Source organism: Mesorhizobium loti, from assembly GCF_003148495.1.
Taxonomy (GTDB): domain Bacteria; phylum Pseudomonadota; class Alphaproteobacteria; order Rhizobiales; family Rhizobiaceae; genus Mesorhizobium; species Mesorhizobium loti.
The window spans coordinates 154662-168115 of record NZ_QGGH01000007.1 but is presented as its reverse complement, the minus strand read 5'-3'; the positions used below and the strand labels follow the sequence as shown (position 1 = coordinate 168115).

At 59.8% G+C, this 13454-nt stretch carries 14 protein-coding genes; 7 read left to right on the top strand and 7 right to left on the bottom strand.

Going from position 1 to position 13454, the window contains the following annotated elements:
* The first annotated feature begins 54 nt into the window (after positions 1 to 54).
* Positions 55 to 222, top strand: a complete 168-nt coding sequence (locus C8D77_RS37670) for a hypothetical protein (RefSeq protein ID WP_167313577.1) — start codon at positions 55 to 57, stop codon at positions 220 to 222.
* Between the two features lie 1597 nt (positions 223 to 1819).
* Here the strand turns inward: C8D77_RS37670 and C8D77_RS24355 are convergent.
* Both C8D77_RS24355 and C8D77_RS24350 read right to left on the bottom strand, forming a co-directional pair.
* Positions 1820 to 3265, bottom strand: a complete 1446-nt coding sequence (locus C8D77_RS24355) for an HlyD family type I secretion periplasmic adaptor subunit (RefSeq protein ID WP_013896626.1) — start codon at positions 3263 to 3265, stop codon at positions 1820 to 1822.
* A 3-nt stretch (positions 3266 to 3268) separates the two neighbouring features.
* Positions 3269 to 5434 carry a type I secretion system permease/ATPase gene (locus C8D77_RS24350; RefSeq protein WP_013896627.1) on the bottom strand — a complete coding sequence of 722 codons (2166 nt, stop codon included), beginning with the start codon at positions 5432 to 5434 and terminating at the stop codon, positions 3269 to 3271.
* Positions 5435 to 6203: 769 nt separating this feature from the next.
* Here C8D77_RS24350 and C8D77_RS24345 point away from each other — a divergent pair.
* A complete protein-coding gene (locus tag C8D77_RS24345; RefSeq protein ID WP_109668777.1) occupies positions 6204 to 6662 on the top strand; it encodes a Ros/MucR family transcriptional regulator in 459 nt (152 codons plus the stop codon).
* A gap of 343 nt (positions 6663 to 7005) precedes the next feature.
* On the opposite strand, the gene C8D77_RS38835 is transcribed toward C8D77_RS24345, so the two are convergent.
* Positions 7006 to 7188: a type IV toxin-antitoxin system AbiEi family antitoxin domain-containing protein gene (locus C8D77_RS38835; RefSeq protein ID WP_281277037.1), complete on the bottom strand. Its 183-nt coding sequence runs from the start codon at positions 7186 to 7188 to the stop codon at positions 7006 to 7008.
* Positions 7189 to 7793: 605 nt separating this feature from the next.
* Between C8D77_RS38835 and C8D77_RS24335 the strand changes: the two genes are divergently transcribed.
* Positions 7794 to 8066: a hypothetical protein gene (locus tag C8D77_RS24335; RefSeq protein WP_109668773.1), complete on the top strand. Its 273-nt coding sequence runs from the start codon at positions 7794 to 7796 to the stop codon at positions 8064 to 8066.
* Positions 8067 to 8493: 427 nt separating this feature from the next.
* On the opposite strand, the gene C8D77_RS24330 is transcribed toward C8D77_RS24335, so the two are convergent.
* On the bottom strand, positions 8494 to 8739 hold the full coding sequence (locus C8D77_RS24330) for a hypothetical protein (protein ID WP_109668771.1): 246 nt from the start codon (positions 8737 to 8739) through the stop codon (positions 8494 to 8496).
* A gap of 220 nt (positions 8740 to 8959) precedes the next feature.
* On the opposite strand from C8D77_RS24330, the gene C8D77_RS24325 reads away from it, so the two are divergent.
* Complete coding sequence (locus C8D77_RS24325) at positions 8960 to 9391, top strand: cupin domain-containing protein (protein WP_109668769.1); 432 nt, start codon at positions 8960 to 8962, stop codon at positions 9389 to 9391.
* Between the two features lie 126 nt (positions 9392 to 9517).
* Here the strand turns inward: C8D77_RS24325 and C8D77_RS24320 are convergent, their stop codons facing one another.
* A complete protein-coding gene (locus C8D77_RS24320; protein WP_245951863.1) occupies positions 9518 to 9871 on the bottom strand; it encodes a hypothetical protein in 354 nt (117 codons plus the stop codon).
* Between the two features lie 18 nt (positions 9872 to 9889).
* Entirely contained in the window at positions 9890 to 10345 is a 456-nt protein-coding gene (locus C8D77_RS24315; RefSeq protein WP_056596039.1) for a carboxymuconolactone decarboxylase family protein, read from the bottom strand.
* 243 nt (positions 10346 to 10588) lie between these two features.
* On the opposite strand from C8D77_RS24315, the gene C8D77_RS24310 reads away from it, so the two are divergent.
* From C8D77_RS24310 to C8D77_RS24300, 3 genes are all read left to right on the top strand, one after another.
* Positions 10589 to 11347 carry a copper homeostasis protein CutC gene (locus C8D77_RS24310; protein ID WP_245468643.1) on the top strand — a complete coding sequence of 253 codons (759 nt, stop codon included), beginning with the start codon at positions 10589 to 10591 and terminating at the stop codon, positions 11345 to 11347.
* Positions 11344 to 11841 (top strand): GNAT family N-acetyltransferase, encoded by a 498-nt coding sequence (locus C8D77_RS24305; protein ID WP_109668764.1) that lies wholly within the window; start codon positions 11344 to 11346, stop codon positions 11839 to 11841. The genes C8D77_RS24310 and C8D77_RS24305 overlap by 4 nt, the downstream gene beginning before the upstream one ends.
* A 68-nt stretch (positions 11842 to 11909) precedes the next feature.
* A complete protein-coding gene (locus C8D77_RS24300) occupies positions 11910 to 12395 on the top strand; it encodes an SRPBCC family protein (RefSeq protein WP_109668762.1) in 486 nt (161 codons plus the stop codon).
* Between the two features lie 12 nt (positions 12396 to 12407).
* On the opposite strand, the gene C8D77_RS24295 is transcribed toward C8D77_RS24300, so the two are convergent.
* Positions 12408 to 13430, bottom strand: a complete 1023-nt coding sequence (locus C8D77_RS24295; RefSeq protein ID WP_109668760.1) for an acyltransferase family protein — start codon at positions 13428 to 13430, stop codon at positions 12408 to 12410.
* Positions 13431 to 13454: the final 24 nt, after the last annotated feature.

Here is a 13454-nt window from a genome sequence, read left to right as displayed (position 1 = left end):
ACTGTTGCCCATTCCACCTGAGCCGGATCCAGAGCTGGAATGGTCACTACCCCCATGGCTTCCACCACCCCCACCGAATATGCCTCCGATCGCATGAGCAATGCCGCCGACTATGCCGCCGACAAGACCGCCTATCGCGCCGACAATTCCGCCAAATACTCCAGCAACCGCGTTACCGAACGCTCCGAGGGGGTTCCCAGGGACTTCCATCGGATGAATTGAGTTAGTGGGGGTGGGATCTATTGTTATATGCATTATTGGTACTTGCCCTATCGGTACCATCTTCAGCGTGTCAGGGTCGACGATTACCTCGACACCGGTGTCTGGGTTAAAAAACATTTGGCCCGCAGTTTGAGGCGGGGCTGTCCCGTAGTCATCGGCAAAGTCCGGAATCGGCCCGACTGCTGGAGTAGAGGCGAATTGATTTTTTGCGGGAGTCCTACTACCGCCATAGGAGTTTGGCGCTGCACTGCGGTCGGGCGCGCGCGAATCCTTTGGTGAGCCCGATGGGTCGGCCATCCCCGAGCGGCCAGATCCTGGATTTGTACTTTTGCCAGTGGATCCGCCAGATGACGGGGTACTTCCGCCGGCAGGGCTATCTGCTCCCGAACGTGGCGACGTCCCGCCGCGCTCGCCTCCGCTGCGAACATGCTCTGAAGGCGAATCGAGCCCGGACTTGGGGCCCCATTCTCGTACTCCAGCGGAATGAGCTGCCCCAGTGTACTTGGGCTCGATGCTGGAGAAATCCCACCCGCTGAAGTATTTACCAAGCCTGTTTTCATCGATCAGGGCAGTGTCGGCGAGATGCATATCAGCAAAGGCTCCATCCCTCAAAGCTGACAAGCCATCACGGTAGCCTGTTGTCATATTGTCGATATTCCGTGGATTGTTCCCCCACTCCCCCGAGTTGTCGACATTCTTGTTGGTCAAAGCGTTCTTTTCGTTTAGCACCCCAGCCCCAATCTTAAGGGTATCCAGGTCGAACCCGAGAGATGCACCGACAAATCCAAAATCATAACTTGCCACCGCAGTAAAATCGGCGACAAACCCCGTATATCCCCGACCAATCACTCCGTTGTAGCTGCGTTGCAGATCACGCGGGCCATTTGTCTTATAGTCGCCCATGACGGATAAGCTGCTACGACCATTGTATGTATCTACAATCGCATTCCTAGCAGAGGCGACGGGGTCATATTCGGCCGGGGCGCGCATAGGCTGTCCATTTGATTCACTAATTGTCTGACCTCGAGGGTTATGTGCCACTCTGGCTCTTGCCGTTCCACCACCCGTAGTTCCTACGTTGAACAAGTCGGCCATGCACTTTTTCCTCATCTAGAACGGATTTGAATGCCACATTGCCAATGTACTTCGTGTGGAAAATGTCAAAGTACAACCATTGATAAACAGTAAGAAGAATATAGGACTAAGAAATTAGCTATGGTAAAAAACCTCCTAAACGGAACGTCTGTATAGTGCAATAGGGACAACAATAAATTTATACATATGGTAATAATGATATACACTATTGCTGGCAGCAATAATATATCTATCGGCAAATCACTCGACTGAGACAGCAAAGAAAGTCCGTATCTATGTGACAGATAGGACTCGCACTCCGATCCGCCATACCCATAATTTATACCCATTCCAATGTAACTACCGCAGTTGTTAACCTTTTCGATAATACTTGAAAAAACACCAGCTAAAAATGCCACCAGCATAACCCAGCCTAAATAAAGGCTACTAACATTCTTAATTGGCGTCATCTGAGCACCCAAGCAATGCCAAAATCAGTTTATGGTACATGATGGTCTCCGTCTTACCGCTCATGAAACGCCTCGTCTGTCATTTCCATCAGGGGGTCGAGCAGGAACTCCAGAACCCGCCGATTACCGGTCTTGACCTCTGCCGTCACCGACATGCCCGGCGTCAGCACGACATCCCTCCCCTCGACGCGGAAAGACGTCTCATTCAGCGCAATGCGCACTGGAAACACCAATGGCCCAGCACTGTCCCGCGCCGTCTCTTCTTTGGCCGCTAATGGTTCCTGTGGCGAGCCGGCCGGAATGGCGTCGTTGGAGACAGTCAGCACCTTGCCGTCGAGCGTGCCGTAGCGGGTGAAGGGGAAGGCCTCGAGCTTGACGCGTACGTCCTGCCCTTCATGGACAAAGCCCTTGTCGCGGTTTAGCAACATCGCCTCAATCTCGAGCTTCGTACCGTCGGGCACGACCACCATCAGCTTCTGGCCGGTCTGCACGACCTCGCCTAGCGTGTTGACTTCGAGCTGCTGAACGCGGCCGGCAACGGGCGATCTGAGCAAGCTGGCGCGCTCGAACAGTTCGGCCTTGGCGAGGTCCTGCCGCGACACGCCGATCATGCGGTCGATTTCGATCAGTTCGGTAGCAACCTTGTCGAGATATGCATCGCGGCGTGCGCGCTTTTGCGCGGCGAGCGTCTTCACCGTGGCTTCGAGCTCGGCGATGTGACCCTCGTCGGACACCGTCGCCATCAACTGGTCCTGCTCCCCCTGGCGCGCCTCGATGGTGCTGGTCTTGATACCGACCTGGCGCTTTTCCAGCGCGACGTAGACATCGAGCCTGTCGCCAGCGAGTTGGACCAGCTTGCGGCGCTCGACCAGAGTCTTGCCGGCACGCTCGATCTCGATACGCTTCTGCGCAATCTCGGCTTCGAGGCTGTCCTGCTCCGACTGATAGGCTGCCAGCGACTGGCGCATCTGCAGGCGCTGCAAGTCGACCAGCGGCGCGGGGGCGTTTTCAGGCACGACGAACGCCGCTTCCGTCGCAGGCGTGTCATCGGCCACGGCGTCGATCAGCGCCTGAAGCCGGGCCTTGGAGACTTCGGCGGCGGCAAGGTTGCCGGCATTTTTCTGGCGCTCGGCCTGATATTCGGAGGGGTCGAGCTCGACCAGCGCGTCTCCCGCCGCGACATGGTCGCCCGCCTTGACATGCAGCGCCCTGACCGTGCCGGTGATCAGCGGCTCGATAACCTGCACTTTGCCGATTGGGATCAGCTTGCCTTGGATGGTGGCATAGGTGTCGATGCGGCCGAACCATGACCAGGCCAGAGCGCCCACGGCAAACAACATGATCAGCGCGGAGAAGATGCGTGCTGCCGGCGAGGCCGGCGTTTCCAGGATCTCGATCGCGGCGGCCTGGAAGGCGCGCTCGTCGCGGTTGAGTTTTGGGCGCTTGGCTTCGCTCTCGCGCGCCACGCCTTCCCTGATTGCTTGCCAATAGCGTCCCATCGCCTACTCCGCCGCCTGGGGTTGGAACGACGGGCGCTGTTCGGCCTGCAGTTGGTAGAGCTGCGCGTAGCGGCCGTTGAGTTTCAAAAGCTGCTCATGCGTGCCCTGCTCGGTGATGCGGCCGGCCTCGATGGTCATGATGCGGGTGGCGTCGCGCAGCGCTGCCAGCCGATGCGCAATGATGAACACGGTGCGGCCCTTGGCCATCAGCCGCATGTTCTGCTGGATGATGTATTCGGACTCGTAGTCGAGCGCGCTGGTCGCCTCATCGAACAGAAGGATGCGTGGATTGGTGACCAAGGCACGGGCAATGGCGATGCGCTGGCGCTGACCGCCTGACAGATTGGAGCCGCGCTCCTCCAGCACCGTGTCATAGCCGGACTTAAGCTGCAGGATGAACTCATGCGCGCCGCTGAGCTTGGCCGCCTCGATCACCCGCTCCAGAGGCAAAGCCGGATCGGCCAGCGCGATGTTCTCGCGCACCGTGCGCCGGAACAGAATATTCTCCTGCAGCACGACGCCAATCTGGCGGCGCAGGCTGCGCGGGTCGATCAGCGCCAGGTCGACGCCATCAATCAGCACACGGCCGCGCTCCGGCACATGCAGCCGCTGCAGCAGCTTGGCGACGGTGCTCTTGCCCGAGCCCGACGGGCCAACAATGCCGATGATCTCGCCGGGTTCGGTCTGGAACGAGACGTCGCTCAGGATTTCACGCTCGCCCGGCCTGTAGCGGAAAGTGACGTGGTCGAAGGCGGCATGGCCCGAAATCTTGCGTAGCGACCCTTGCCCGCCGCCGCCTGATATCTCGACCGGGGCGTTGAGGATATCGCCCAGCCGGTCGACGGAAATGCGCACCTGCTGCAAATCCTGCCACAGCTGCGCCAGCCGCAGCACTGGGCCGGAAACGCGGCCGGCCATGATGTTGAAGGCGACCAGCTGGCCGACCGTCATGTCGCCAGCCACCACTGCCTTGGCGCCGAACCACATGGTGCCGACGATCACCGCCTTGGAGATGAGCTGGGCGGTGTTGGAGGCAAAATTGGCGAGCCTGGCGGTGCGGAAGCCGGCGCCGACATAGCCGGCGAGTTGGTCCTCCCAGCGGCGCTGCATCTGCGGCTCGACCGCCATCGCCTTTAGCGTTTCGACGCCGACGATGGACTCGACCAGGAACGTTTGGTTCTCGGCGCCGCGGTTGAACTTTTCCTCGATGCGGCGGCGGAATTCGGGTGTTACCGCCATCGACAGGATGACATAGGCGGGGATCGAACAGATGACGATCAGGGTCAGCCACGGGCTATAGAGATACATCACGGCGAGGAAGACAAACAGGAACAAGACATCAAGCAATACGGTGAGCGCCGAGCCGGTGAGGAAGGCGCGGATGTTTTCCAGCTCATGCACGCGCGCCACGGTCTGGCCGGTCTGCCTGGCCTCGAAATAGGCAATCGGCAGGCCAAGCAGGTGATGGAACAGTTTTGCGCCCAGCGCCACATCGATGCGGCTGGTGGTGTGGATGGTGGTGTACGTGCGCAGCCCGGTGAGCAGTACCTCGAACATCGAGACAGCCGACAGGCCGATGACGAGTACTTCAAGCGTGGTCAGCCCATTGTGGACCAGCACCTTGTCGATCACCAGCTGGAAGAAGATCGGCGAGATCAGGCCAAGCAATTGCACGAAGAAGGAGGCGAGCAGCACCTCGGCGAAGATCCAGCGGTAACGGATGATCTCAGGAATGAACCACGAGAAGTCGAAGCGTCGCGAAAACCCTTGCGCGAAGGCGCGGCTGGTCACCAGGATGACATGGCCGCTCCAGAGCGCGTCGAATTCCTCTCGCGTCATCTCCTGCGGCGCCCCAACGTGCGGGTCCTGCAAAAGCACCTTGCTCGCGGATGCCGCCGCCAACACCGCGAAGCCGCCGCCCTTCTTCTCGATGATGGCCGGCAGCGGCAGACGATCCAGCCGCTTCGCCGACGGCTGCACGCTCCGTGCCTTGAGCTTCAGCCGCTTGGCCGCGCGCACAATGTCGACGCGATCGGCGACGCGCTCACCCAGACCCAAGTCGTGGCGAATGGCATCGGGGTCTGCCGGCTGGCGCAAATACTGGGTGAGCAGCATCAAGCAAATGACACCACTGTCCAGCACAGTCGATATAGGCGTGACAGAATCCACTTTCCCCCCGGAAAGACAACACGCAGTTGTACTTTCATTTATCCGTTGGAGAACGTCGCTCAAGCAATCAGCAAAAGTTGAAAACTATCAGATGACAGAACACGTTTTCGTGATCAAATATTAGATAAAACTAATACATCCGGCCTCCGAATTCAGGATCCGCGTCGTTTACGCCGACAATCCGGGCCGCGTGATTAGTCTCTCCCTACATTCGCGATCCATACTCAGGGCAACGCAGCCGGGCACCGGCTTGTAGGCGTGGTCGCCCCGGACGGCACGGAGTTTCGTTGGACAGCGCGGGAGTAACAGCTTTTGGACGCGCGCTAGCGCGACGTAATGACCAGGATGTGGCACGCAGCAGCTATTTCACCTGTGGGAGCAAAGGCGCTCAGAATGTAAAAACTTGAAGGAGCGCGCTACAGGGAGGCACACATGCCAGAACTCGACACCGTCGAAATTATCCAAAATCCGAATCTAACGTCCCACTTTGTCCATGAGCACACGCAATTCTGGCTGAGGCGAGACACAGAAAGTTCGAAAAGCTTCCAGGAACCCCAGCCAACCGGATGCTCGGCAGGCAACTTCGCTCCACAACCCTCGTTCGCTCTACGGTCGCTACTACTTCTGAAATAACATCAAAAGGTTGTCCGAAGTCTGCACGAATTCTGCGTCGCCTCCACTGCAGTTCGATAGACCAGGCTTAGGAGGACGGTTGCGTCGTTGATCATCAACCAATAGAGAGGGGATAAATCAGACAAAAGGACCACCAATGACCAACGAATCCGACACCCGCCCTGCCGAACTAGCTGAGTTAACAGCCAACATTGTCTCAGCATATGTCAGCAACAATCCATTGCCGGTGTCTGGTTTGCCGGACGTGATAGCATCGGTTCATGCTTCGCTGTCCGGATTAGGCACGCCGATTCCGCCTGTCGTTGAACCGCAAACTCCCGCGGTCAACCCGAAGAGGTCGGTGACGCCGGACTTCATTATCTGCCTCGAAGACGGCAAGAAGTTCAAATCCCTGAAGCGGCATCTCAGCACGGACTTTGGCCTGACACCGGACGCCTATCGCGCCAAATGGAACTTGCCGCACGACTACCCTATGACAGCTCCGAATTACGCCGCTCAGCGCTCGCAACTGGCGAAGTCCATCGGGCTTGGCCGCAAGGCTGAACCCGTCGCACAAGCCAAGAAGGCACCTGCGAGGCGGAAAGCCAAAGCGTAGTCCGCCACCACCTGACGCAGCGGAAGACTCAGCTATGTCTGGAGAGCGGCGGACCTGAAAAGGACCGTCTGGCCGGCGCCATTCGGGCAACCTCCCAGCGAGGGCGCCGGTCTTTTTTCCTAGCGGGGCGGCAATAGCCGGCGAACACGTCTCAGGCACCTATCGCCAGCGCCTGAAGCTATCATCGGGCCGCTTCGCGATGATCGACAACGGCCTCGGATACAGCGCGAAGGTCACCATCCTGCCCGGACCCGTGCAGGAACTCGCGCCTCTTCCCCGCGTGTTAACGACGTCAAGAATGCTCTCGGCAAACCACGGCTTAGCCAAAATCCAATGATGCCACCTAGCGATCTGTGGCGCGGTAGATTCCATAGCCAACCTTGCTGAGCAGCCCCTCGTCGCACATCCGGGCCAGATAGCAGCGGGGAATTCCGATCTCAGTCAGCTCGCGCGTTCGCACTTCACCCTTTTCACGGGCAAATGCGACAGCACGGTCTCGGAGGGATGGCCCAGGCCCGCCGGCCAATTCGATGCGCTCCGCGCGCTCTCGGTCACGCTTGCGAGTCTTGACGGAAGGTTTTAGCGTAGTTTCGAGGGGGATCGGCAGCTCGTAGTTCGCGGTTTCATTCGGCCCGGGGAGCCAAATTTTTCAAAGCTATGAGACCTTCAGTCGATCACCCAAAAGGGCTGATTTACCGCATGCCTACGGAATCGGAAGTCCTTAGGTTGCCTCAAAAGGCCGGACCCGCCGCCTTTCGCGGGTGAATCGTTTCCGCTGATCCAGCGCACTCGTCTATGACATCACGACACCGGGGCTACGGCGTTGTCGCGTAGCAGGCATGTAGCCTGGCCTTCGGCTTCGGCGATCTCGTTAGGATTTCTTGTCGCCATTTGGATTGGGTACCGGTGCCTCTCGCACGTCTCGCGGTGGCGGATCGACGTGTTCAAGCTCTGGCGGTGCTTCTTTGTCGCGACGCCGAGGATCTGCCTTCTTCGGTTCGGCCTTCGGTGGCGGTTCCTTGATCTTGTTTGGCATAATCCATTTAACCGGAATCCGCGTCTCTTGTTCCCGCTAGGGCGCCGAAAACTGAAAGCTGGAGGAACCGGGACCGTTGAAGAGCGTTCTCTGGCATGCTCAAAAAGATCGCCCTTGCTGCTGTGCTGTTCCAGGTCGCCGCCTTATCGGCTCTGCTGACTCAGACGGTTCTCTTCGCGTCATCCACCGCTACGCAGGCCGCGAACGTGCAGCCGGAGACATCCGTCGCGGTCACGGAGAAAGAATGCGCCAAGGCGACGTGGCCAGATATTCCCGATCATTGCCTTAAGCGGATCGAGGCGAGGAAGCTCATCACGATGACCTTGATGACGGCCGGGCAACAGCCCGCCGTTGCAGGCGTGGATTGATCTTCCAAGGCTTAGGCCGCTCAACCGGCCCCCCAGTCGACGCCGGCCGTCTCTCCCCGCATCATCAATCCACCCAATTTAAGTCAGGGCGCTGTGCTTGAAAGCGCAATGATTCCTGCTACTTGCGGCGTTGGGGTAGTGCGTTTTGGTTGGGCAAGAATTGGCGATGACTTCAGTGAATATGGAATGCCTGCGCTGTCATGGCAGCGGCAGGGTCTTCGACTGCTCCAAATGGTCGGCGTCAAACGGGCATTGCTGCCCGCAAGGGACGCATCGGACCGGTTGCCCCGGAAAGACGATCGCCTGCTCGGGATGCGCAGGCCTGGGGACGTTGGCGGAGCCGCCGCTGAGAGCCGTCGCATAGCTCATGATCGGGTCGCATGCCGCTGATGACGAGCGCGGCCCGAAGCGCCCGAAACGGCTTATCTTACTCCACTGATGGTTCTTCAGGTGGTGGCGTCAAAACCGTGATATCCATCCTGGCGATCTTGGATGCCGCGCGACCTCGCGCACCAGCATCCACGTCGCCGGTTGCGGCAACCATAATTTTGGCGAGATGTCCCACGGCGTCTGCGCTGCGGCCTCGTGAAAATCCATCGCTCGTTTCCGGCTTTCCCACTGCCGTTTGTTTTTCCGGTACTTGCCGATGCTGATTTGCGATCGCGGAAACCATTGAAACCTCCTGTGGTAACGCCTCGAACCTTATATTAGCACTGACTGTTGCGAGGCTGACCTGGCTAGGCCGCCGCCAGCAGCCGCACTCATCGCCGACTCGCTCTTGGCCGCTAGCCCAACTCTGCCGCACCGCACAAGGTCCATTGAACCGCGCGCTCAACGCTGCCTTGCTAGCAGATGACTACCGCGCGATGCTGACACCACGGTTGGAGCGAATCATGCGAAAAATTCTGGTGTCGGTGCTATTGCTCACAGCGGCCTTTTCCGTAAACCCGGCTTGGGCGCTGGACAGCAGCGGCACGCCTGTCGTGGTGACGCCACTGGCATCACGCACGACGACGGCGTCCGGCCAGCCGATCACGCTGCCGCAGAAGAACGTGCAGGTGCTGGCGTCGACCTACGACATCGCGCCGGGCGCGACCTTGCCTGTTCACAGACACTCCTTCCCGCGCTACGCCTATGTCCAGGCCGGCACGCTGAAGGTCACCAATGTCGAGAGCGGCAACAGCAACACTTACAAGACTGGCGATTTCATCGTTGAAATGATCGGCCAGTGGCATCAGGCCACCAATATCGGCGATGGTCCGGTGAAGCTGCTGGTGATCGATCAGGTCGAGGAAGGCGCCAAGAACACGGAACTGCGCCAGTAGCTTTGGCCGCCCAGGATACGTTCGACATGTCGACAAATGTGCCCAGGAATGTCGGTAAGGCTTCTGACCACCCGTCTGAACATGGTGGCGCAAATATCCCTGGTGTGCCTTGCTCAGTCGACAATTTCAGAAGCCGAATTGCTCCTTGCGCAACGCATCTTCGTACTCTTTCTTCAATTCCAGAACCTTGCCGCGCACCTCATCTTCCTTGAAGTGCGCCGCTTCCCATTTGTCGATCTCGGCTATTGAATGATTGACAGACGCGAGTTCCTCTTCCAGCTTGATCGCCGCTATCCATTCCTCCACCGCAGCCTTGTAGGCGCCCTGGAGTTGGTCGAGATCTGACGTATCGATTGGCATGGCACACTCCATCGTTGATGCCACTTTGTAGGTCAGCGCGATGAACAAACTAAGACAGCCGTTAGCGTCATCATTTCGGCTGCCTGGTATCGCGCCACGTGTCACCGCACCGTCGCGCACGACCACTTGGCCAAGCACTTAACCCCAGGCGCCGACCATCTGCCGTGTCGTGGCGTTCAGCCGGTTGAAGGCGTTGATGAGCGCGATCTGGATGACGAGGGCAGCTAGCGCCTTTTCATCATAGTGCCGGGCGGCCTCGTCCCAGACATCGTCCGGCACCGCGTCCGGCCGGTCGGCGAGCCGTGTGCCGGCCTCAGCCAGCGCCAGCGCCGCGCGTTCCGCATCGGTGAAGTAAGGCGTCTCCCGCCATGCCGCTAGCGCAAAGATGCGTTCGTCCTTTTCGCCGGCCTTCTTCAGTTCGCGCGCATGCATGTCGACGCATACAGCGCAGTTGTTGATCTGGCTGGCGCGCAGATGGATGAGCTTGCGTGTGACATAGGGTACGTCGGCCGCCTCGGTCGACTTGTCCAGCGCCAGCAGCGCCTGCACGGATCCGGGAATGAGTACCACCGGGTTTTTGATCCTTGCTTGCATGGTCTTTCTCCTTTGAAGTGTTTCGTCAGGGCATGTTTTACCGGCCCGGATGCCGGCCGCGCCGCCATGTTGCCGACGACAAACCCATAACCATTTGGCTATTGATTAATCCATAACTCCATGGTTATGAGAGTGTCAAGCGGGGAAATGCCGCCTGGCCCAAATGGCGGCGCGCTGTTCATGCTTTCGCGCCAACCGGCCCGATGCTAGGGCTGTCGGCGACATCATGGATTGGATCGCCCCTTGACCAGAGAGAATCGCCTGCCGCTGATCGAAATCTGTGTCGAAGGCATTGACGGCCTGCTGGCAGCAGAAGCTGCCGGCGCCGATCGCGTCGAATTGTGTGCCAGCCTCGTTGAAGGCGGCATCACGCCGAGCCTTGGCACGGTGCGCGCCGCCCTCGACCAGGCAAGCGTGCCGTTTCATGTCATGGTGCGGCCGCGCGGCGGCGATTTTCTCTACAGCGAAACCGAGTACGCCTCGATGCTGGCCGATGTCTCGGCACTACGCGAGCTCGGCGTGCCCGGCGTGGTGTTCGGCTGCCTGAACGCCGACGGCACCATTGACGAAGCGCGCATGAGCGAACTGACGCAGGCCGCCGGCCCCTTGCACGTCACCTGCCATCGCGCCTTCGACATGACGCGCGACCCGGCCGAGGCGTTGGAAGCGTTGATCCGCAGCAAGGTCGGCCGCGTGCTGACCAGCGGCCAGCGTGACACGGCAGTAGAAGGCGCTTCACTCCTGGCGGATCTGGTGCGGCAGGCCGGCGACCGCATCGTCATCCTCGGCTGCGGTGGGCTGGACTTGCACAACATCGCCGACGTGCGCAGCAAAACCGGCCTGTCCGAAATGCATTTCGCAGCCCTCAAGGATGTGCCAAGCGCTATGAACTACCGAAATCCCCATGTCGGCATGGGTGGCTCCGACCTCGACCGCGAGTATCGCAACACGCTGACTGACACCGACCTCGTGGCGGCCACCATCAAGGCAGCCAAGGCATGAGCGCAGCCCCTGCCCCGATCAGCCGTGTACTGGCCGAAGACGAAGCGGCGATCCTGACGCTCAACAATGAGCACGCCGCCGAACTGTCGTGGCTGGAGCCAGAGCGGCTGTCTTTCCTGCTCGGCGAAACGTTCTATGCACGCCGCATCGGTGATCTCGAAGCCTTCATCATGACCTTCGACCAGGACGCCCGTTACGACAGCCCGAATTTCTTGTGGTTCCGCGAGCGCTACGAGCGCTTCGTCTATGTCGACCGTGTCGTCGTTGCGGCTAGCGCGCGTGGCCGCGGCCATGCCCGCCGGCTCTACCAGGACCTGTTCGGCCATGTCGCGCGCGCCGGTCACACGCTGGTCACCTGCGAGGTCAACACCGACCCGCCCAATCCCGCCTCGGATGCCTTCCACGCCGCACTCGGCTTCACTGAGGCCGGTGACGCGGTGATCCACGGCGGCAAGAAAGCGGTGCGCTATTACGTCAGGCAGATCACCGCCTGATCCGCTGCGCTGGCCACACAAAGAAGCCAGAGCTAATGTAGGTGTTTCCGCCAACCGGAGGAAACGCAATGCCAAGCAACGTCTTCCGCTTCGATGAAAGCTGGCACATCCCCGAGGGTACGCCGCAGGAAGTGTGGGAGGTGCTCTCGGATGCCGAGTTGCTGCCGCTCTGGTGGGGCGACGTCTACAAGGAAGTGGTGCCGCTCGACAACAAGGGCAAGGCGACCATCGGTTCGCGTGCAAGAGCCAGGGCTCGCGGCGCCCTGCCCTATGAGCTGAATTTCATCATCGAGGCAGCGGAACTCGTACCCGGCCGCCTGGTGGTGGCGAAAACCCACGGCGATTTCGACGGGCTGTGGCGGGCGGAATTGTCGCCATCGGGCACCGGCACCCATGTGCAATTGACCTGGCAGGTCACGGTGCTGAGGCCGATCCTCAAATTCCTCGCCCCGCTGCTGCGGCCGGCCTTCGCCTGGAACCATCGCTGGACAACACCGCGCGGCGAAGCCGGTCTCCGCCGATATCTCGAGGCACGAAAGGCAGCGCCTCGATGAGGCCGGCGGCATTCACCAGTTGCGGTTAAGCCATTCGCGTGCCGGTCGTTCGATCAGGTAGTAGCTGCAGAGCGCGCAGGCAAAGACGCCGGCCAGCATCGGGATCGGCGCGCTGCCTTGCTCATAGACGAATTTATAGAACGGCTGCTGCCACAGATAGAGCGAGTACGACCACAGTCCCAGCGTTGCCATTGGCCAGGAGGACAGCAGTCCGGAAAAATAGCGCGGGCTGAAATCGAGCACATTGACGGCCAGAGCCAGCAGCGGCACTGCGAAGAGATAGTGGATCGGCGTCGGCACCGGATCGAGGAACAGCAGAACGGCGCAGATCGATGCCGCCAGGGCCACATGCTTGCCTCGCAAGACCGCCGGCAGCCTGCCATCGGCCTTGAGCAGGCAGATCGAAGCCGACAGCAGGATCGACGCGATGTGCACGTCGGTGCGCCAATAGGTGGTTTCGTAGTCCATCCCGAAGACCCAGTACGAAACCGCGCCGTTGGCCATGGCCAGAAAGGCCAGCGCCAGGAGCAGCACGACGACGCGAGAGCGGCTTGAGACGATGACGCTGATCAGCGCCAGGATGATATAGGCGTGCTCCTCGATGCAGAGCGACCATATATGGTCGAGCGCCCCTGCCCGCGTCACGAGAATGCCGGCATAATTATAGGTGAATGTCAGCGCCGTCAGCGCCGCCTTCCATTTGAAGGCGATGAATGTGCCGGAGAGCGCAACCATCGCGACGACCACGAAGACCAGAAGCGCCGGATAGATGCGGGAAAAGCGGCGCTTGAAGAATTTCTTCAGCGGGTAGCGTTCGATGAACAGGATCTCGCCCATCAGCCGGCCGCTGAGCACGAAGAAGAATTCGACGCCCAGCACGCCGAGATTGATCCCGGGAACGGGAAAGAAATGGCCGATCAGCACCAGGGCGATCGACAGGCCGCGCCAGCCGTCGAGATAGGCCAGTCTTGTTCTGGCTGGTCTGTCGACGGCGGACCGGAATGGAACGGCATGCGTCGCGGAGATGTCGGTCATGCCGATCCTTTCGCATTAGGCATG

Excerpts from the sequence above, each read along its gene's own strand:
- C8D77_RS37670 (WP_167313577.1), top strand. The coding sequence starts at position 55 with ATGGCTTCCACCACCCCCACCGAATATGCCTCCGATCGCATGAGCAAT.
- C8D77_RS24295 (WP_109668760.1), bottom strand. The coding sequence starts at position 13,430 with ATGACCGACATCTCCGCGACGCATGCCGTTCCATTCCGGTCCGCCGTC.
- C8D77_RS24305 (WP_109668764.1), top strand. The coding sequence starts at position 11,344 with ATGAGCGCAGCCCCTGCCCCGATCAGCCGTGTACTGGCCGAAGACGAA.
- C8D77_RS24355 (WP_013896626.1), bottom strand. The coding sequence starts at position 3,265 with ATGGGACGCTATTGGCAAGCAATCAGGGAAGGCGTGGCGCGCGAGAGC.
- C8D77_RS24315 (WP_056596039.1), bottom strand. The coding sequence starts at position 10,345 with ATGCAAGCAAGGATCAAAAACCCGGTGGTACTCATTCCCGGATCCGTG.
- C8D77_RS24345 (WP_109668777.1), top strand. The coding sequence starts at position 6,204 with ATGACCAACGAATCCGACACCCGCCCTGCCGAACTAGCTGAGTTAACA.
- C8D77_RS24300 (WP_109668762.1), top strand. The coding sequence starts at position 11,910 with ATGCCAAGCAACGTCTTCCGCTTCGATGAAAGCTGGCACATCCCCGAG.
- C8D77_RS24335 (WP_109668773.1), top strand. The coding sequence starts at position 7,794 with ATGCTCAAAAAGATCGCCCTTGCTGCTGTGCTGTTCCAGGTCGCCGCC.
- C8D77_RS24330 (WP_109668771.1), bottom strand. The coding sequence starts at position 8,739 with ATGGTTTCCGCGATCGCAAATCAGCATCGGCAAGTACCGGAAAAACAA.
- C8D77_RS24325 (WP_109668769.1), top strand. The coding sequence starts at position 8,960 with ATGCGAAAAATTCTGGTGTCGGTGCTATTGCTCACAGCGGCCTTTTCC.